This is a genomic window from Achromobacter sp. FW305-C-13, assembly GCF_058783475.1.
The window spans coordinates 499,942-518,971 of the sequence record NZ_JBYSYN010000001.1; the positions used below are offsets into that span (position 1 = coordinate 499,942).

16 protein-coding genes are annotated in these 19,030 nt (G+C 66.0%); 10 read left to right on the forward strand and 6 right to left on the reverse strand.

Annotated features, from left to right (window positions below; translation table 11 throughout):
- Positions 1-66 precede the first annotated feature (66 nt).
- The 6 genes from putA (at position 67) to AC3WMU_RS02370 (ending at position 8,993) form a co-directional block, all read left to right on the forward strand.
- A complete protein-coding gene (putA, locus tag AC3WMU_RS02345) occupies positions 67-3,888 on the forward strand; it encodes a trifunctional transcriptional regulator/proline dehydrogenase/L-glutamate gamma-semialdehyde dehydrogenase (protein ID WP_492281746.1) in 3,822 nt (1,273 codons plus the stop codon).
- Between the two features lie 263 nt (positions 3,889-4,151).
- Complete coding sequence (locus tag AC3WMU_RS02350) at positions 4,152-5,297, forward strand: branched-chain amino acid ABC transporter substrate-binding protein (protein WP_280028726.1); 1,146 nt, start codon at positions 4,152-4,154, stop codon at positions 5,295-5,297.
- A gap of 234 nt (positions 5,298-5,531) precedes the next feature.
- Positions 5,532-6,383, forward strand: coding sequence for a branched-chain amino acid ABC transporter permease (locus tag AC3WMU_RS02355; RefSeq protein WP_390882138.1), 852 nt, complete (start codon positions 5,532-5,534; stop codon positions 6,381-6,383).
- Positions 6,380-7,468 (forward strand): ABC transporter permease subunit, encoded by a 1,089-nt coding sequence (locus AC3WMU_RS02360; RefSeq protein WP_492281747.1) that lies wholly within the window; start codon positions 6,380-6,382, stop codon positions 7,466-7,468. Before AC3WMU_RS02355 ends, AC3WMU_RS02360 begins: the two co-directional genes overlap by 4 nt.
- Positions 7,465-8,268, forward strand: coding sequence for an ABC transporter ATP-binding protein (locus AC3WMU_RS02365; RefSeq protein WP_280028728.1), 804 nt, complete (start codon positions 7,465-7,467; stop codon positions 8,266-8,268). The genes AC3WMU_RS02360 and AC3WMU_RS02365 overlap by 4 nt, the downstream gene beginning before the upstream one ends.
- Positions 8,265-8,993: an ABC transporter ATP-binding protein gene (locus tag AC3WMU_RS02370; protein WP_454677320.1), complete on the forward strand. Its 729-nt coding sequence runs from the start codon at positions 8,265-8,267 to the stop codon at positions 8,991-8,993. Before AC3WMU_RS02365 ends, AC3WMU_RS02370 begins: the two co-directional genes overlap by 4 nt.
- 316 nt (positions 8,994-9,309) lie before the next feature.
- Here the strand turns inward: AC3WMU_RS02370 and AC3WMU_RS02375 are convergent, their stop codons facing one another.
- The 3 genes from AC3WMU_RS02375 to AC3WMU_RS02385 are packed head-to-tail and all read right to left on the reverse strand — an operon-like array spanning position 9,310 to position 12,441.
- A complete protein-coding gene (locus tag AC3WMU_RS02375; RefSeq protein WP_454677319.1) occupies positions 9,310-10,581 on the reverse strand; it encodes a CaiB/BaiF CoA transferase family protein in 1,272 nt (423 codons plus the stop codon).
- A 20-nt stretch (positions 10,582-10,601) separates the two neighbouring features.
- Positions 10,602-11,402, reverse strand: coding sequence for an enoyl-CoA hydratase-related protein (locus tag AC3WMU_RS02380; RefSeq protein ID WP_492281748.1), 801 nt, complete (start codon positions 11,400-11,402; stop codon positions 10,602-10,604).
- A gap of 43 nt (positions 11,403-11,445) precedes the next feature.
- Positions 11,446-12,441 carry a tripartite tricarboxylate transporter substrate binding protein gene (locus tag AC3WMU_RS02385; RefSeq protein ID WP_006227902.1) on the reverse strand — a complete coding sequence of 332 codons (996 nt, stop codon included), beginning with the start codon at positions 12,439-12,441 and terminating at the stop codon, positions 11,446-11,448.
- Positions 12,442-12,569: 128 nt separating this feature from the next.
- Between AC3WMU_RS02385 and AC3WMU_RS02390 the strand changes: the two genes are divergently transcribed.
- A complete protein-coding gene (locus tag AC3WMU_RS02390; protein ID WP_427956177.1) occupies positions 12,570-13,277 on the forward strand; it encodes a GntR family transcriptional regulator in 708 nt (235 codons plus the stop codon).
- A gap of 16 nt (positions 13,278-13,293) precedes the next feature.
- On the opposite strand, the gene AC3WMU_RS02395 is transcribed toward AC3WMU_RS02390, so the two are convergent.
- The gene (locus AC3WMU_RS02395; protein ID WP_280028735.1) at positions 13,294-14,577 is read right to left on the reverse strand and encodes an MFS transporter; all 1,284 of its coding nucleotides are present in this window, start codon (positions 14,575-14,577) and stop codon (positions 13,294-13,296) included.
- 83 nt (positions 14,578-14,660) lie between these two features.
- On the opposite strand from AC3WMU_RS02395, the gene AC3WMU_RS02400 reads away from it, so the two are divergent.
- Together AC3WMU_RS02400 and AC3WMU_RS02405 are read left to right on the forward strand one after the other, a co-directional pair.
- Entirely contained in the window at positions 14,661-15,278 is a 618-nt protein-coding gene (locus tag AC3WMU_RS02400; RefSeq protein ID WP_280028737.1) for a TetR/AcrR family transcriptional regulator, read from the forward strand.
- A gap of 180 nt (positions 15,279-15,458) precedes the next feature.
- Positions 15,459-15,680, forward strand: coding sequence for an XRE family transcriptional regulator (locus tag AC3WMU_RS02405; protein ID WP_454677314.1), 222 nt, complete (start codon positions 15,459-15,461; stop codon positions 15,678-15,680).
- Positions 15,681-15,768: 88 nt separating this feature from the next.
- Here the strand turns inward: AC3WMU_RS02405 and AC3WMU_RS02410 are convergent, their stop codons facing one another.
- Both AC3WMU_RS02410 and AC3WMU_RS02415 read right to left on the reverse strand, forming a co-directional pair.
- Positions 15,769-17,058: an Nramp family divalent metal transporter gene (locus AC3WMU_RS02410; protein WP_492281749.1), complete on the reverse strand. Its 1,290-nt coding sequence runs from the start codon at positions 17,056-17,058 to the stop codon at positions 15,769-15,771.
- 130 nt (positions 17,059-17,188) lie between these two features.
- Complete coding sequence (locus tag AC3WMU_RS02415) at positions 17,189-17,614, reverse strand: OsmC family protein (protein WP_006227908.1); 426 nt, start codon at positions 17,612-17,614, stop codon at positions 17,189-17,191.
- Between the two features lie 242 nt (positions 17,615-17,856).
- On the opposite strand from AC3WMU_RS02415, the gene AC3WMU_RS02420 reads away from it, so the two are divergent.
- Positions 17,857-19,011: an ABC transporter substrate-binding protein gene (locus AC3WMU_RS02420; RefSeq protein WP_006227909.1), complete on the forward strand. Its 1,155-nt coding sequence runs from the start codon at positions 17,857-17,859 to the stop codon at positions 19,009-19,011.
- Positions 19,012-19,030 lie beyond the last annotated feature (19 nt).

Genomic DNA, 19,030 nt, shown 5'->3' on the forward strand with positions numbered 1-19,030 from the left:
CCTACCCATGCTGGATTCCTTTCGGATCCAGTATTACCTTTGCCATGCGACAGGAAGCAATCTCTTATGGCCAGCACGACCCTTGGCGTCAAAGTCGATGACGCACTACGCGACCGCCTGAAGGCAGCCGCGCACAAGCTCAATTGCACGCCGCATTGGCTGCACAAGCAGGCAATCCTTGCCTACCTGGACAAGATCGAGCGCGGCCATCTGCCAGCCGAAATGTCGCATCTGGGCATCGATGCCGGCACGGATGACGACGCCGGCGATAGCCAGTCGGCGCCCACGCCGCCGTTCTACGAGTTTGGCCAGGACGTGCAGCCGCAGTCCGTGCTGCGCGCAGCCATCACCGCGGCCTATCGCCGCCCCGAGCCGGAGTGCGTGCCGCTGCTGCTGGGCCAGGCCCGCATGCCGAACCTGGAAAAGGTGCATGCGATGGCGTCCGACCTCGTCAAGAAGCTGCGCGGCAAGCGCAAGGGCGGCGGCGTCGAAGGGCTGATCCAGGAATTTTCGCTGTCCAGCCAGGAAGGCGTGGCGCTGATGTGCCTGGCCGAAGCGCTGCTGCGCATTCCCGACCGCGCCACGCGCGACGCGCTGATCCGCGACAAGGTCGCCCGCGGCGACTGGAAGTCCCACATGGGCGGTTCGCAGTCGCTGTTCGTGAACGCCGCGACCTGGGGCCTGATGATCACCGGCAAGCTGGTGGCCGTGAGCAGCGAGCAATCGCTGTCCAAGGCGCTGACCCGCCTGATCGGCAAGGGCGGCGAGCCGCTGGTGCGCAAGGGCGTGAACATGGCCATGCGCATGATGGGCGAGCAGTTCGTGTCGGGCCAGACCATTTCCGAAGCGCTGGCCAACAACCGCAAGATGGAAGCCCGTGGCTTCCGCTATTCCTACGACATGCTAGGCGAAGCCGCGACCACCGCGGAAGACGCCGAACGCTATTACGCTTCGTACGAGCAGGCCATCCACGCCATCGGCAAGGCCGCGGCCGGCCGCGGCATCTATGAAGGCCCGGGCATCTCGATCAAGCTGTCCGCGCTGCACCCGCGCTATTCGCGCAGCCAGCGCGAACGCGTCATCGCGGAACTGCTGCCGCGCGTGAAGGCGCTGACGGCGCTGGCCCGCAGCTACGACATCGGCCTGAACATCGACGCCGAAGAAGCCGATCGCCTGGAGATCTCGCTGGACTTGCTGGAAGCGCTCTGTTTCGCGCCCGAGCTCGACGGCTGGAACGGCATCGGCTTCGTCATCCAGGCCTATCAGAAGCGCGCGCCGTTCGTGATCGACTACGTGATCGACCTGGCCCGCCGCAGCCGCCATCGCGTGATGGTGCGCCTGGTCAAGGGCGCCTACTGGGACAGCGAGATCAAGCGCGCCCAGGTGGACGGACTGGAAGGCTATCCCGTCTATACCCGCAAGCTGTACACCGACGTGGCCTACCTGGCGTGCGCCCGCAAGCTGCTGGGCGCGCCCGAAGCCGTGTACCCGCAGTTCGCCACGCACAACGCCTACACGCTGGCGGCCATCTATCAGTTGGCTGGCCAGAACTACTATCCCGGCCAGTACGAGTTCCAGTGCCTGCACGGCATGGGTGAACCGTTGTACGACGAAGTGGTGGGCCCGCTGGCCCAGGGCAAGCTGAACCGTCCGTGCCGCATCTATGCACCGGTCGGCACGCACGAAACGCTGCTGGCCTACCTGGTGCGCCGCCTGCTGGAAAACGGCGCCAACACCTCATTCGTGAACCTGATCGGCGACGACAGCATTCCGGTGGAAACGCTGGTGGCCGATCCGGTCGAAGCCGCCTCGCGCATCGTGCCGCTGGGCGCGCCGCACGAGAAGATCGCGCTGCCGCGTGAACTCTATGGCAATCCGCAGCAGGGCGCTCGCGCCAACTCGGCGGGCCTGGATCTGACGAACGAACACCGGCTGGGGTCGCTGTCCGCCGCGTTGCTGGCCAGCGCCGGCACGCCGTGGCGTGCGGGTCCGATGCTGGGCGAGGGCGGCGAGGCCTGGGATGCGGCGCGCGCCATCGAAGTGCGCAACCCCGCCAACCTGCGCGACATCGTGGGCCATGTGATCGAAGCGCAAGCCGACGAGGCCGACACCGCCTTGCGCGCGGCCGCCAACACGGCCCCCATCTGGCAGTCGACGCCGGTGGCGGAGCGGGCGCAGTGCCTGCGCCGTGCGGCGCAATTGCTGGAAGAGCAGATGCAGACCCTGCTGGGCCTGATCGTGCGCGAAGCCGGCAAGTCGCTGCCCAACGCGATCGCCGAAGTGCGCGAAGCCGTGGACTTCCTGCGCTACTACGCCGACCAAGCCGAACAGGAATTCAGCAACGACACGCACCGCCCGCTGGGCACCGTGCTGTGCATCAGCCCCTGGAACTTCCCGCTGGCCATCTTCACGGGCCAGGTCGCGGCCGCCTTGGCCGCGGGGAATACCGTGGTGACCAAGCCCGCCGAGCAGACGCCGTTGATCGCCGCGCAAGCGGTGGCCATCCTGCGCGCGGCCGGCGTGCCTGCCGGCGCCGTGCAACTGCTGCCGGGCCGCGGCGAGACCGTGGGCGCCCAGTTGGTCGCCAGCCCCGCCGTGCGCGGCGTGATGTTCACCGGCTCGACCGACGTGGCGCGCATCATCGCGCGTACGCTGGCCGATCGCCTGGACGATAACGGCCACACCATTCCGCTGATCGCTGAAACCGGCGGCCAGAACGCGATGGTGGTGGATTCGTCGGCGCTGTCCGAGCAAGTGGTGTTCGACGTGCTGAGCTCGGCTTTCGACTCGGCCGGCCAGCGCTGCTCGGCGCTGCGCGTGCTGTGCGTACAGGAAGACAACGCCGACCACGTGCTGACGATGCTGCGCGGCGCGATGCGCGAGCTGAGCGTGGGCAATCCGGATCGCCTGTCTGTGGACGTGGGTCCGGTCATCGATACCGACGCGCGCAACGGCATCCAGCGGCACATCGAGACGATGCGTACCGCAGGCCATCGCGTGGACCAGGTCGAACTGAATGGCGAATGCCGCCATGGCACCTTCGTGGCGCCCACCATCATCGAAATCGACCACATCAGCGAACTGACGCGCGAAGTATTCGGCCCGGTGCTGCACGTGGTGCGCTACAAGCGCGATGAGCTGGACGCCTTGCTGGACGCCATCAACGGCACCGGCTACGGCCTGACCTTCGGCGTGCATACCCGTATCGACGAAACGATCGCACACGTCACGGGGCAGGTGCATGCCGGCAACGTCTACGTCAATCGCAATATCGTGGGCGCGGTCGTGGGCGTGCAGCCCTTTGGCGGGGAATGCCTGTCGGGCACCGGTCCCAAGGCGGGCGGTCCGCTGTATATGTACCGCCTGCTGGGCACGCGTCCGGCGGGCTTGCCGCCGGCGCTGGACGCCGCGGCGCCCCTGCCGCAGCGCATGGCCTTGCCCGGCCCCACGGGCGAGACCAATACCTATATGGTCGAACCGCGCGGCGCCGTCTACTGCGTGGCGGCGACCGAGGCCGGCGCACGGGCGCAATGGTCGGTGGCCCGCCTGACGGGCAACCATGCCTGGTTCGCCGACACGCCGGCCGCGCAGGCGCTGCTGGCCACGCTGGATGCCGAGCAGCAAGGGCAAGCGGGCATCCTGGCCGACGACGAGGTCGATCAGGCGGACTACCAGGCCGTGCTGTTCGAGGGCGATGGCGACGCGCTGCAGGCGCTGAACCAGCGCATCGCACAGCGGCCGGGTGCCATCCTGTCGGTGCATGGCCTGACGTCCGACGCCTTGGCGGCCGGCGCCGGCTACGTGCCGGAACGCTTGCTGACCGAGCGCTCCATCAGCGTCAATACGGCCGCGGCAGGCGGCAACGCCAGTCTCATGACGATCGGCTGAAGGTGACCGGACGGTAACCCCCGGACCACCGGGGCTATCGTCCAGTAACCGAGGGTTATCTCCAATATCGGGCAGGGTTGCACTGGAAGCAAAATCCGGTCGCACCTCAAGTCCGGATGTCGCAACCCGGCATCCGGACTTTGCAGAAAATGCATGCGCAGCACCTGGTCACCGCCGGGGCTGCGGTAGTAAAAGAAACCAAAAGCCTGGCTAAAAGCTCAGGTATAACAAGGCAATAAGTCCGACACCCCGGAGGATTCCCCATGAAGTTCCGCACCACTTTGAAGCTTCTCGCCGCCAGCATCGCCGCCGTCGGCATGACGGCCGCCGCCCACGCCGCCGACATCAAATTCGGCTTTGCCGCCCCGCTGACGGGTCCGCAATCGCACTACGGCGAAGACATGCAGAACGGCCTGAACCTGGCCCTGGAAGAGGCGAACAAGAAGGGCATCAAGGTCGATGGCCAGCCGGCCAAATTCGTGTTGGTGTCGCGTGATGACCAGGCCGATCCGCGCGTGGGCGTGCAGGTGGCGCAACAGCTGGTTGACCAGGACGTCGTGGGCATCCTGGGCCACTTCAACTCCGGCACGACGATCCCCGCGTCGCGCGTCTACCATGAGGCCGGTCTGCCCCAGATCGCCATGGCGACCTCGCCCGAATACACCAAGCAGGGCTACGAAACCACGTTCCGCATGATGACCAGCGACACCCAGCAGGGCGCCGCGGTCGGCAAATTCATCGTGCAGAACCTGAAGGCCAAGAAGGTTGCGATCATCGATGACCGCACCGCCTACGGCCAGGGCTTGGCCGACGAAGTCGAAAAGGCCGTCAAGGCCGCCGGTGGCGAAGTGGTCCGCCGTGAGTACACGACGGACAAGGCCAACGACTTCACCGCCATCCTGACCAACATCAAGGGTTCCGCGCCCGATGCGATCTTCTACGGCGGCCTGGATGCGCAATCCGGCCCGATGAAGCGCCAGTTGGCCACGCTGGGCCTGAAGGCGCCGCTGGTCTCGGGTGAAATGACCCGCAGCGACACGTTCATCAAGCTGGCCGGCGACGCCGCCGACGGCACCTATGCCTCGCTTGCCGGCGTGCCGCTGGACAAGATGGTCGCGGGCAAGGACTTCGAACAGCGCTATCAGGCGCGCTTCAAGAAGGCCCCCGGCGTGTACGCGCCTTACGCCTACGACGGCGCCTGGAACATGATCACCGCGATCGAGCAGGCCGGTTCCGCCAAGCCCGAGAAGTACCTGCCCGTGCTGGCCAAGCTGGACCGCAAGGGCGCCACCAGCGAGCACATTTCCTACGATGCCAAGGGCGATCTGAAGGAAATCTCGGTCACCATCTACGAAGTCAAGAACGGCAAGTGGGAGATGGTTGAAACGATGGTCAGCCAGGCCAACTAAGGCGAGTTGAACCAGGCGGATGCCGGCCGCGCCGGTGTCCGCCCACTTTGTCCGCACGCGCCGCCCGGCGTGTGCGGCGCGCACCCCGCGCCCGGCCCGTGACGTCTCCGGCCGCGCGCCCCGCGCGACTTTTCCAGGCTTATTTCCGCGGCCCCTATGGATATCTTCATTCAACAATTGATTAACGGCGTCACGCTAGGCAGCGTGTACGCCCTGGTCGCCCTTGGCTACACCATGGTGTACGGCATCATCGGGCTGATCAACTTCGCGCATGGCGACGTCGTCATGATCGGCGCCATGGCGGCCACGACGATCGCCATTTCGCTGGTGGGCGGTGATCCCGGCGTGTCCGCCTTCGTGGTGCTGGGCGTGGGCCTGCTGGTGTCCGTGCCGCTGTGCATGGCGGTGGGCTGGACGGCCGAGCGCGTGGCCTACCGGCCGCTGCGCCGTGCGCCTCGCCTGGCGGCGCTGATCACCGCGATCGGCGTGTCCATCATCCTGCAGAACGTGGCGATGATGGGCTGGGGCCGCAACTACCTGAACTTCCCGCAGGTGCTGTCGCCGCACGTCTTCGAATTCGCCGGCGCGCGCATGAGCACGCTGCAGATCGCCATCGTGGTGATTGCGGCGCTGATCATGGGCGGCCTGCTGGCCGTGGTGCACAAGACCCGCCTGGGCACGGCGATGCGCGCTACCGCGCAGAACCGTGAAGTGGCGGGCCTGATGGGCGTGAACATCAATACGGTCATTTCGGCCGCGTTCCTGATCGGTTCGGCGCTGGCCGCCGTGGCCGGCATGATGGTCGCGACCTATTACGGCGTGTCCCAATACACGATGGGCTTCATGCTGGGCCTGAAGGCCTTCACGGCCGCCGTGTTGGGCGGCATCGGCAACATGGTCGGCGCCATGGCCGGCGGCTTGCTGCTGGGCATCATCGAATCGCTGGGTGCCGGGTACATCGGCGACCTGACCGGGGGCTTCCTGGGCAGCCATTACCAGGACGTGTTTGCGTTCTTCGTGCTGGTGCTGGTGTTGATCTTCCGTCCGTCCGGCCTGTTGGGCGAACGTGTGGGAGACCGCGCATGAGTTCCTCGTTGAAAGCAAGCGGGCTGTCGACCCGCAACCTGATCGGCATCGCGCTGATCGGCATCGTGCTGGCGGTGCTGCCCTTTGTGATCGGCATGGCCGGCCAGAGCTGGGTGCGCATCCTGAACTTCGCGTTGCTGTACGTGATGCTGTCGCTGGGCCTGAACATCGTGGTGGGCTTTGCCGGCCTGCTGGATCTGGGCTACATCGCGTTCTACGCGGTGGGCGCCTATACCTGGGCCTTGCTGGCCTCGCCGCACTTCGGGCTGCACCTGCCGTTCTGGGCGATCCTGCCGATCGCGCTGGCGGTGGCGTGCATGTTCGGCGTGCTGCTGGGGGCACCCACGCTCAAGCTGCGAGGGGACTACCTGGCCATTGTGACCTTGGGCTTCGGGGAAATCATCCGCATTTTCCTGAACAACCTGAACGCCCCGATCAACATCACCAACGGGCCGCAGGGCATCAACCGCATCGACACCTTCAAGGTGGGCGAATTCGCGTTCGGGCGCACGGAAAGCCTCTTCGGCATCCGCTTCACCGGGCCCGAGAAGTACTACTACCTGCTGCTCGCGCTGACGCTCATCATCATCGTGGTGTGCGTGCGCCTGCAGAATTCGCGTATCGGCCGCGCGTGGGAAGCCATTCGTGAAGACGAGATCGCCGCCAAGGCGATGGGCATCAACACCCGCAACATCAAGCTGCTGGCGTTCGCGATGGGCGCTTCGTTCGGCGGTGTGGCGGGCGCGTTGTTCGCGTCGATGCAGGGCTTTGTCAGCCCTGAGAGCTTCTCGCTGATGGAATCGATCTCGATCCTGTGCATGGTGGTGCTGGGCGGCATGGGCCATATCCCGGGCGTGATCCTGGGCGCGTTGATCCTGGCGGCCTTGCCGGAGTTCCTGCGTGCGGTCGTCGAGCCGTTCCAGCACATGGTGTTCGGCGCCGTGATCCTGGACCCCGAAGGCATTCGCATGCTGCTGTTCGGCCTGGCGATGGTGTGCGTCATGCTGTTCCGTCCTGCGGGCCTGTGGCCGTCGGCGGTGCGCAAGCGTGAACTGGCCACCAAGACGCAAGGAGGCGCGGCATGAGCAAACTGCTGCAAGCCCAGGGCCTGGGCAAGCGCTTCGGCGGCCTGCAAGCCTTGTCGGACGTCAGTTTCGATATCGAGCAAGGCGAGATTTATGGGCTGATCGGCCCGAACGGCGCGGGCAAGACCACGCTGTTCAACGTGCTGACCGGCCTGTACATCCCGGAAGAGGGCAACTGCACCTTCAATGGCGAATCCATGTCGGGCAAGAAGCCGCATGAAGTCGCCTTTGCGGGCCTGGCGCGCACCTTCCAGAATATCCGCCTGTTCGCCAACCTGTCGGCCATCGAGAACGTGATGATCGGACGCCACATGCGCACCAAGGCGGGCGTGCTGGGCGCCGTGCTGCGCACACGCGGCACGCGCGCCGAAGAGGCCGCCATCGAGGCGCGGGCGCAAGAGCTGCTGGACTACGTGGGCATCGGCCATCGCGCCAACGACGTCGCGCGTTCGCTGCCTTATGGCGACCAGCGCCGGCTTGAGATCGCGCGCGCCCTGGCGACGGATCCCAAGCTGCTGGCGCTGGACGAACCCGCCGCCGGCATGAACGCGTCGGAAACCGTGGTGCTGCGCAAGCTGGTCGAAAAGATCCGCGGCGACGGCGTCACGGTGCTGCTGATCGAACACGACATGAAGCTCGTCATGGGGCTGTGCGACCGCGTGCTGGTGCTGGAATACGGCAAGGTGCTGGCGATGGGCAAGCCTGCCCAGGTGCAACGCGATCCCAAGGTCATCGAAGCGTATCTGGGCGCCGGCGCGGCGCAGGACCCGCTGATTAACAAAGAGAGCCCGGCAACATGACGGCATCCCAACCCTTATTGGAACTGCGCGGCCTGCAGGTCTCGTACGGCGGCATCCGCGCGGTGCGCGGGATCGATCTGCGCGTGGACGAAGGCGAACTCGTGTGCCTGATCGGCGCCAACGGCGCCGGCAAGAGCACGACGTTGCGCGCCATTTGCGGCCTGGTGCCGCTGGCGGGCGGCGAAGTGGTCTATGGCGGCCAATCGATCGGCGGCCAGAAGTCGCATGAACTGGTCCGCAAGGGCCTGGTCATGGTGCCGGAAGGCCGTGGCATCTTCGGCCAGCTGACCATCGAGGAAAACCTGGCGATGGGCGCGTACATCCGCCGCGATGCCGCGCAGATCCGCCAGGACACTGACCGCGTCTTCACGCTGTTTCCGCGCCTGGCCGAACGCCGCAAGCAAGCAGCGGGCACCTTGTCCGGCGGCGAGCAGCAGATGGTGGCGATGGGCCGCGCGATGATCGCGCGCCCCAAGCTGCTGTTGCTGGACGAGCCGTCGATGGGCTTGGCGCCTTTGATGGTCGAGAAGGTCTTCGAGGTGGTGCGCACCATCGCCAGCGAAGGCGTCACGATCCTGCTGATCGAGCAGAACGCGCGCCTGGCGCTGGAAACCAGCCATCGTGGTTATGTGATGGAGTCGGGTGAGATCATCCTGTCCGGGCCCGCGGGTGACATGCTGCACGATCCCAAGGTGCGTGCGGCCTATCTGGGCGAGTCCGAGTAGGGCGCGCCGATCTTGCGCAGGGCTTCGAGCTTGTGGATGTGAAGGTTCTTTAACCGCCGAGGCTGCCCTGCGTCATTCCGATGCTCGCCCCGGTGGGGCTGCGCTTCAGATGGCTCCGGGCAGCCTCGGCTGACGGCGGCCTCATGCGTTGGTTTTGGACCCCGATCATGGGCAGGGGCCGTGAGCCGGCGCCCGGGCGGAGGGATCCGAAGCGCAGCCCCGTCGGGGCGAGCATCGGAATCCCGCAGCTCGGACGCCGGCGTCTCAAGCACCCTGCCTCCCGAAACCGACCGTCAGCAATCCAGCCAAAAACGTTCTAAGCCGGTGCGCGTTCACGGTCCACGGCCATGACCGCGCCGGCCTCGATCAGTGCGTCAATTTCCTGCTGGCCGTAGCCGAACTCTCCCAGGATCGCGATGGTGTCCTCGCCCAGGCGAGGCGCCGCGCGGTGGTATTGCGCGGGCGTGGCCGACAACTTCACCGGCATACCGACGGTGCGCACCTTGCCGGCCACCGGGTGGTCCTGCTCGACCACCATGCCGCGCGCCAGCGTCTGCGGATGCGACAGCGCCTGCGCGATCGAATGCACCGGGCCGGCGGGCACACCGGCCTCGTCGAAAACGTCCAGCCATTCCTGCGCGCTGCGCGTCTCCAGGATGGCCGACATCTCCGCCACCAGTTCGTCGCGGTTGTTCATGCGATCGCGGTTGCGGGCGTAGCGCGGATCGTCCGCCCACTCCGGCTTGCCCAGCGCTTGCGCGATGCGCTGCCAGTTCTTTTCATTCGCGCCGCCGATGATGATCCAGTCCGTGCCCGTGGGGAATGCCTGGTAGGGCGCGCTCAGTACATGGGCCGAACCGGTGGGGCCGGGGGAGACGCCGCTGCCGAAGTAGATCGCGGCGTGCCAGTACAGTTGCTGCAGGCTGGCTTCCAGCAGCGAGGTCTCGACGATCTGGCCTTCGCCGGTGCGCTGCTTGTGCTGATAGGCGGCCAGCACGCCGAACGCGGCCAGCAGGCCCGCATTGATGTCGGCCACGGAATTGCCGGTGCGCAGCGGCGGGCCGCCGGGTTCGCCGGTAATGGCCATCAGGCCGGAGAAGCCCTGCGCCACCAGGTCGAAGCCGCCCTTGTCGGCGTAGGGGCCGGTGGTGCCGTACCCCGATACGGCGCAATAGATCAGGCCCGGGTTTTCCTGGCGCAGCGTGTCGTAGCCCAGCCCCAGCTTTTCCATCGTGCCCTTGCGGAAGTTCTCGGTGACGACGTCGGCGTCGCGGATCATGCGCAGCAGGACCTTCTTGCCTTCGGGGTGTTTCAAGTCCAGGGCGATGGCGCGCTTGTTGCGGTTGAGCATGAGGTAGGGCGCCGAGATGCCGTTGATCTGCGGGTCGCGATACTGGCGGGAATCGTCGCCGCCATCGATCTTTTCGACCTTGATGACGTCGGCGCCCAGGTCGGCCAGCATCATGCCGCAGGTAGGGCCGGCCATGATCTGCGACAGCTCGATCACGCGCATGCCGGCCAACGCGCCGACGGGCGCATCGGAGCTGGAGGAGGGCGGGCGGCCGGAGCCGCGGGTGTCGTTATGCATGCAGGTTCCTTGATCGGCGTTTAGCGGCCGTTGAATTGCGGTTTGGTCTTGGCGAGAAAGGCGCGGTAGCCGGCTCGGAAGTCCTCGGTGTCGAAGCAGTCGAAGGCTTCGTCGCGGTCGGCGTCGGTCAATGCCTTGCCCTGGACCAGGTTGCGCACGAATTTCTTGTGCCAACGTGCCACGAGCGGCGCTCCGTCGGCGATGCGGCGCGCGGCGGCCTGGGCTTGCTCGGCCACCTGATCGTCCGGCACGACGCGCGTGACCACGCCCAGCCGCAACGCTTCGGCGGCGTCGAATATCGTTCCTTCCAGCAGCACTTGCAGCGCGGTGGTCGGGCCGACCAGGCGCACCAGCGGCGCCAGTTCCGAATACGACATCACGAGCCCCAGGTTCTTGATCGGGACGCCGAACCGCGAGCTTTCGCCGCAGATGCGTAGATCGGCCAGACTGGCGATCTCCAGGCCGCCGCCCACGCAGATGCCGTGTATCTGCGCCACGACCGGATGGCGGCAGCCGCCGATGGCCTCGATCGTGCGGCGCATGACGGCGCCATATTCCACGGCCTGCCGCTTGTTGCTGCGCGCGGTTTCGAATTCGCTGATGTCGTTGCCGGGCGAGAACGCCTTTTCGCCAGCGCCGCGCAGCAGCACGCAACGCACACTGTCGTCGCGGTCCAGTTCCAGGAAGATGTCGCCAAGCAGACGCCAGCCGTCGATGGTGAAGGCGTTGAGCTTTTCGGGCCGGTTCAGCACCACGGTCGCGATGTCGCCGTCGCGTTGCAGCAGGATGGGCGTGGAGTCGGGGGTAGAAGTAGCGTTCATGGGGTTCCTTTGGTCGGGCGCGGGGGCGAGCCCCCGCAGGGGATCACTGTTTCGTCAGGCCAAGGCTGGCGGTGAGCTTGCCGTACTTGGTCCATTCGTCGCGCACATAGGCGGCGAAGGCCGCGGGGGTTTGCGGCCCGCCGCCCAGGTCCATGCCTTGGTCGGCTAGCTTTGCCGCGATCTCGGGGTCGGCCAGAGTCTGGGCCAGCGCCCGGTCCAGCTTGTCCATGATCGGGCGGGGCAGCTGCGCCGGGGCCAGCACCGCGTACCACTGCACGATGTCCAGGCCCTTGATGCCGGATTCCGCCAGGGTGGGCACGTCGGGCAGCCGCTTGCTGCGTTCGGCGCTGGTGACCGCCAGCGGTCGTAGCTTGCCCGCCTGGATCTGGTTGATGGCGCCGGGCAGCGTGTCGAAGTTCATGTCCACATTGCCACCCAGCAGGTCGGTCATGGCCTGGCCGCTGCCCTTGTAGGGAACGTGCTCCATCGACACGCCGGCGATCTGCGAGAAACGCGCGGCGCTCAGATGTTGCGGGCTGCCCATGCCCGACGAGGCGTACAGCAGCTGCTTGGGTTTGGCGCGGGCGTCATCCACCAGGTTCTGGACGGTGGCGTAGCGGTGCTTGGTGGGGTTTACGACCAGCACGTTGGGCACCGACCCGATGTACCGCACTGCGGTGAAATCCCGGATGGGGTCGATGCTGGATTGCACGACATAGGGCGCGGCGACCGTGGACTGCATGTTCGCCAGCAGCAGCGTGTAGCCGTCGGGGTCGGCTTTTGCCACGTAATCGGCGGCGATCAGGCCCGAGGCCCCCGGCTTGTTCTCGACCACGATCTGCTGGCCAAGCAGGGTGGACAGGCGCGCGGACACGATGCGCGCCGAGACGTCTGTGCCGCCGCCGGGCACAAACCCGACGACCAGGCGGATGGGGCGTTCCGGCCACTTCGCCGGGTCCTGCGCCAGGGCGGGGCTGGCGGCGGCCACGCCGGCCGCCAACGCCAGCGCGCCCGTCCAGGCGCGAGCATGCTTGTTCATATCGAGTCTCCTTGGTGGATGGAACCTGCCCGGGCGTTGCTTGATTTATGATGGGATCAGGTTGGTATTCCTTTGGTGTTTGGTATACCAGATACAAAAATAATCGATGTTGTGAGCGTGAACAACCCATGGCTAACCCTGAAAGTCCGATCCCGGAAGTGTCCGTCCCCGATTTGGCGATTCATCACCCGACCCTGCCGGCGGTTGTGGCCGAGCGGCTGCGGCAGCTGATCATCGACGGCACGTTGAAGCCCGGCACCTGGCTCAACGAGCGGGACCTGTGCGATCAATTGAAGATTTCACGAACGCCGTTGCGCGAGGCTTACCGGATGCTGGCCTCGGACGGCCTGGTGGCGTTGCAGCCCAAGCGCGGGGCGATGGTGATCGAGTTGTCGGCCGACGACATCGAGAACATTTTCGATGTGCTGTCCGTGCTGGAGGGATTGGCTGTGCGTAGCGCGGCCGAGCGCGCGTCCGAGGCGGAGCTTGCCGAGATCGCTCGCCTGCATGCGCAGATGCTTGAAAACTACGAGAAGCGGGATATCCGCGCGTACTTCGCGGCCAGCATGGGCACGCATATCGCGATCAACCGCGCCGCCCACAATCCCGCGCTGACACAGTCCTATGACCGGCTGAACCTGCAGGTGCAGGCGCTGCGCTACAAGTCCAACTTCGATCTGGACGAATGGACGACGGCGGTCGCGGACCACGAGGCCTTCGTGCAGGCGCTGATGGCGCGCGACGGCAAGCGCGCCGAAACGCTGATCCGCAAGCACGTGGGCGGCAAGAAGGCCTACAACCTTCGTGGCCGCCCAGGCGCTGCGGTCAAATCCTGAACCCGGCCCGCGCCGGTCAAGCGGGCTGCGCCGTCAGTTGCTTCTTGCCAATGCGCAGCGCGATCACGGCGGCGATCAGGCCGGTTGCGCCCGAGATGATGAACGCCGTCATGTAGCTGCCTTGCGCTTCGCGGATGGCGCCGGCCATCCACGCGGCGGTGGCCGCGCCCAACTGGTGGCCGGCGACGATCCAGCCGAAGACGATTGCCGCATCGCGTTCGCCGAACGCTTCCGTCGTCAGGCGCAGCGTGGGCGGAACCGTGGCGATCCAGTCCAGGCCGAAGAAGATCGCGAAGATCGACAGGCTGTAGAACGAAAAGTCGGAATAGGGCAGGTAGATCAGCGACAGGCCGCGCAGCGCGTAGTAGACGAAGAGCAGCTTGCGCGGGTCGTAGCGGTCGGTCAGCCAACCCGAGGCCGTGGTGCCTATCAAGTCGAAGATGCCCATGATCGCAAGCAGGCCGGCTGCCTGGACTTCCAGCATGCCGTGGTCGCCGCAAAGCGCGATCAGGTGCGTGCCAACCAGGCCGTTCGTGGTGAAGCCGCAGATGAAGAAGGTCGCGAACAGGAACCAGAACGTGCGGGTCTTGGCGGCGCGCGCCAGGGCGCCGAAGGTGGCGGCGACCATGCCGGTGCGCGGTGCGGCGGGAGCGGGCGGCGCGTCCGGATCGCTGCCGAACGGCACCAGGCCGACGCTGGAAGGGCGGTCGGGCACCAGCCACCAGGCTAGCGGCACCAGCGCGGCGGCGGCGGCGGCCACCGTCCAGACCACGCGGGTCCAGTCGCCGGAGGAAGCCAGCGTGGCCAGTACCGGCAGGAACACCAGCGTACCGCTGGCGGTGCTGGCGGTCAGCAGGCCCATTACCAGGCCGCGATGCTTGGTGAACCAGCGATTGACGATGGTGGCGCCCAACACCGAGGCCACCGCGCCCGAACTGATGCCCGAGAACACGCCCCAGGTCATGAGCAGGTGCCAGGGTTCGGTCATGTAGGCGCTGACGGCGCTGGAGGCGGACATCAGCACGAGCGCCCCGATCAGGATGCGGCGCAAGCCGAAGCGCTCCATCGCGGCGGCGGCGAAGGGGCCGATCAGGCCATACAGGAAGATGCCGACGGCCGCGGCGAACGAGATCGAACTGCGGCTCCAGCCGAACGCTTCTTCAAGCGGCACCAGCAATACGCTGGGCGACGAGCGCAGCCCGGCCGACACCAGCAACGAAAGGAAAATCACCGCGACCACGACAAAAGCGTACTTTTGGCCGGCGCGCCGGAACGGGATGGGGGGGTGGGCTATACTCATGTTACTGACCGGTACGTATTTAGATTTGCGAATAGTACGTACCGGTCAGTAACATCGTCAAGCACTATTTGATGGAGACCCGAATGGCCAGCAAACCCTCCGCCCCGTCCGTCACCCCGGACCAGCCGGCAACCAAACCGCTGCTGGCGGCCGACCGCATCCGCAAGACCGCGCGCGAAATGTTCTACCGCGATGGGATCCGGGCGGTCGGAGTCGACGCCATCGTGACCCAGGCCGGCGTGACCAAGCCCAGCCTGTACCGCAGCTTTTCGTCCAAGGACGAGCTGGCGGCGACCTATCTGCGCGATTACGACGCAGAATTCTGGGCGCGTTTCAATGCCGCTTGTGATGCGCATCCGGGCGATCCGCGCGCGCAACTGCTGGATTACCTGTCGGGTTTGAGCAAGCGCGCCGTGCTCAGTGGTTACCGGGGCTGCGGGCTGACCAATGCGGCGGTCGAGTATCCCGAACCCGAGCATCCGGCCCGGGCGGTTGCCGTCGAACACAAGCTGGAGTTACGCCGCCGGTTGAACGAGATGGCGGCGGGCATGGGCGCGGGCGACCCCGAGGCGCTGGCCGATGGCTTGCTGCTGTTGATCGAGGGCGCTTTCGTTTCCAGCCAGCTGTTCGGCGAAGGAGGCCCGGCGGGAAGGGTGGCCGAGATGGCCGATAAGCTGATCCAGGCCCATTTGCCCGGCTGAAAGATGTATTGCGCTGCACAAAAGCAGTGCTTAATGTGGTGCCGCATGCACCGTTATGGTGGTGTTTGTACCCATTGCGCAACGAACAAATTAATGGTTGATATTTTCGTTGCAACGCAGCAAACGCGGATCTAACATGAATTCGTGTTGTTCCACATCGCCTTTCTCAAGGAGAGAATCATGAGCGATACCGCGTTGAAAAATGCCCGTATGTCGGATGCGCTGGAGCGGTCCTTGATCCGCGAGGCCGTCAAAGCGGAAACCCTGTCCGGCCCCTTCACCCGTGGCACCTGGCTGCGCCTGAAGACGCGCCTGGCTTCGTGGGGCGGCGCCGTGGGCGAAGTCCTGCATGACATGGACGTCGGCCGACAGCAGCATCCGGTCATCTCCGCCCGCCACTGAGCGCAAGCGGTCCGACAGAAAAAACGCCAGCGATTGCTGGCGTTTTTTTTGCGCTGGGGTTGCCCCCAGGCGATGCCGGTAGCCCGGCTCACACCACCATGTCGACCAGCAGGTAGCCGTCCAGGATCACGATGCCGACCGTGGCGCTGACCGCGGCCCAGGCCCAGGCGCCGCGCAGCGCATGCTGGCCCATGACGCCCTTGCGGCAGGCCAGCAGCACCAGCGGCCCCAAGGCGAAGGGCAGGGCCAGGCTCAAGATGACCTGACTCAGCACCAGCAGTTCGTCGGGGTCCTTGCCGCCCGTGAAGATCAGCAGGCCCATGGCGGCGGCGCCCGCAATCAGGCGGGTCATCAATGCGCGCCGGCGGTCCGACCAGTTGCTGCGGATCTGGAAGCCCTTGGACAGGATGCGTCCGGCCAGCACGCCCGTGATCGTGGAGCTTTGGCCGGCGGCATAGAGCGCCACGGCGAAGACGATGGCGGCGCCGATACCGAGCGTCTGGCCGATCACGGCATGGGCGTCGTCCAGGCTGGACACGATCAACCCCGACCCGGACAGCGAGGCCGCCGCCACGATCATGATCGCCGAGTTGATCAGCATGGCCACGCCCAGAGACACGATGGTGTCGTTGCGAGCCAGGCGCATCGCCATGTCGAGCGCGGACGGAGGCAGCGCTTTGGCGCGTTCGGCCAGCGAGCCGGAGTGCAGATAGAGGTTGTGCGGCATCAGGGTCGCGCCCAGGATGCCCAGGGCGATCAGGAAGCCTTGCGGGTCGCGCAGCGCATGGCCGGTTTGCGTGACGCCGTGCGCCACTTCCGTCCACGCCGGATTGGCCTTGAACAGCAGGTAGACGAACGACGCGGCCACCACCGCCAGCAGCAGGGCGATGACGCGTTCATGGCGGTCGGCATTGCCGCGGGTCAACGCCAGCACGGCGAAGGTACCGACACCGGTCACCGCCACGCCGGCGATCAGCGGCAGGCCGAACAGCAGGCGCAGCGCGATTGCGCCGCCGATCAGTTCGGCCAGGGCAGTGGCCAGGATGGCGGCTTCACCAGCCAGCCACGCCGCCTTGGACCAGCGCGGCGACAGGTGGCGGGCCGTCAGCGTGGCCAGATCTTGCCCGGTGGCCAGTGCCAGGCGCGATACCAGGATCTGGAAACCCAGGGCCAGGAATGCTGAGGTGATGACGACCATCAGCAATCCGTAGCCAAAGCCGCTGCCGCCGGCGATGTCGGTGGCCCAGTTGCCCGGATCGATGTAGCCCACGGCCACCAGGATGCCGGAGCCGACCATGCGGCGCAGATTCGCCGACACCTGGGCGTCTTGCGCAAGGGCGGCTTTGCCGCCCGATATCGCGTAGATGAATCCGGTCATACGACACTCCTGAGAATGATTCTCATTGTCTAGAAGAGAGTGCCGGCCGTCAAATTGATTTTGGGCAAGACCGGGATAGGGGTGCCCAATGGCGCGTCCCCCAGGGACACGCCATCAGGGCAGGGCAGAATCAGGACTTCAGCTTGGCGTCCATGGTGATCTTGGCCTTGAGCACCTTCGACACCGGGCAGCCAGTCTCGGCCTTGCGGGCGGCTTCTTCGAAGGCTTGCGCGGTGGCGCCGGGGATGACGGCTTCCACGGTCAGGTGGACCGCGGTGATGGAAAAGCCGTCGTCCACTTTGTCCAGCGTGACTTCAGCCTTGGTGTCCAGGCTGGTGGCGACCAGGCCGGATTCCGACAGGATGTTGGACAGCGCCATGGTGAAGCAGCCGGCGTGCGCGGCGCCCAGCAGTTCCTCGGGGTTGGTGCCCGGGGTATCGCCGAAGCGCGTATTGAAGCCGTAGGGCTGGCTCTTGAGCGCGCCGCTTTGGGTGGAGATCGTGCCCTTGCCAGTCTTCAGATCGCCCGACCAGGCGGCGGATGCGGTTTTCTTCATGGTGACTCCTGTTGAGGGGGGCGCGCCCATCACGGGCGCGTCCGGTGCAGGGATGCGATCCGCCGCTGCGGGCGGTGCATGTTGCCGAAGGCGGCATCGTTCATGATACGGCGAGGCTAGGGGGCGGGCGCGGGATCCACCGGTGCGCAACGGCAAGCCGATGTAACGGCAGGCCGAAGCGCGCCAATGCCATCAGGCAAAATAGCGCCATCGCTTTCATTCAACTCGAAGAGCCTGCTGTCATGTCACGCCATTTCCTGCGTTATGCCTGCGCCGCCGCGCTGGTCTTTCCCGTTTTGTCCGCCCACGCCGACGTCGTGATCGGCGTGAACGTGTCGACCACGGGGCCCGCCGCCGCCATCGGCATCCAGACCAACAACGCGATTCGCCTGTGGCCGAACACGCTGGGTGGCGAGCCGGCGCGCTACGTGGTGCTGGACGACGGCACCGATGTCAGCCGCGCGGTGAAGAACATGCGCAAGCTGACCTCCGAAGACAAGGTGGACGCCATCGTCGGCCCCAACACCACGGCCGCCGCGTTGGCCGGACTGGACGTGCTGGCCGAAACCAAGACGCCGATGATCGCGCTGGCGGCCTCCAGCGTCATCGTGGAACCCTTGTCCGACCCTAAGCGCGCCTGGGCGTTCAAGATGCCGCAGAACGATTCGCTGATGGCGACCGTGCTGGTGGAAGACATGAAAAAGAAGGGCCTGAAGAACGTGGCCTTCATCGGTTTCGCGGATTCCTATGGTGACAGTTGGTGGAAGGAATTCACCGCCGCCGCTGGCGACGACTTGAAGATCGTGGCGCAGGAGCGCTTCCAGCGTACCGATGCGTCGGTCGTGGGCCAGGCGTTGAAGGTGATCGCCGCCAAGCCGGACGCCGTCCTGGTCGCCGGCGCCGGCACGCCGTCCGCCTTGCCGCAGAAGACGCTGCTGGAACGCGGGTACACCGGCGCCATCTACCAGACCCATGGCATCGGCACGCTGGAATTCCTGCAGGTCGGCGGCAAGGACGTGGAAGGCACCCTGTTCCCGACCGGCCCGGGCGTGGTGGCGCGAGAGCTGCCTGACAGCAACCCGGTCAAGAAAGTGGCCGTGGCGTTCGCCGACAAGTACGAAGGTCAGTACGGGGCCAATACGCTGACGCAGTTCGCGGGCGACGCCTACGGCGCCTGGATGCTGCTGGATTCGGCAGTGGCCCGGGCGTTGAAGACGGGCGCCAAGCCCGGCACGCCGGAATTCCGCGCGGCCTTGCGCGATGCGCTGGAAAATACCCGCGACCTGGTCGTGCCCAACGGTGTGCTGAATATTTCGAAGGACAATCATCAGGGTTTCGACGAACGCGCCCGCGTAATGGGTGTCGTCAAGAACGGCCGGTTCTCCTACGCGCAGTAGCCGTAAACATAAATACCTA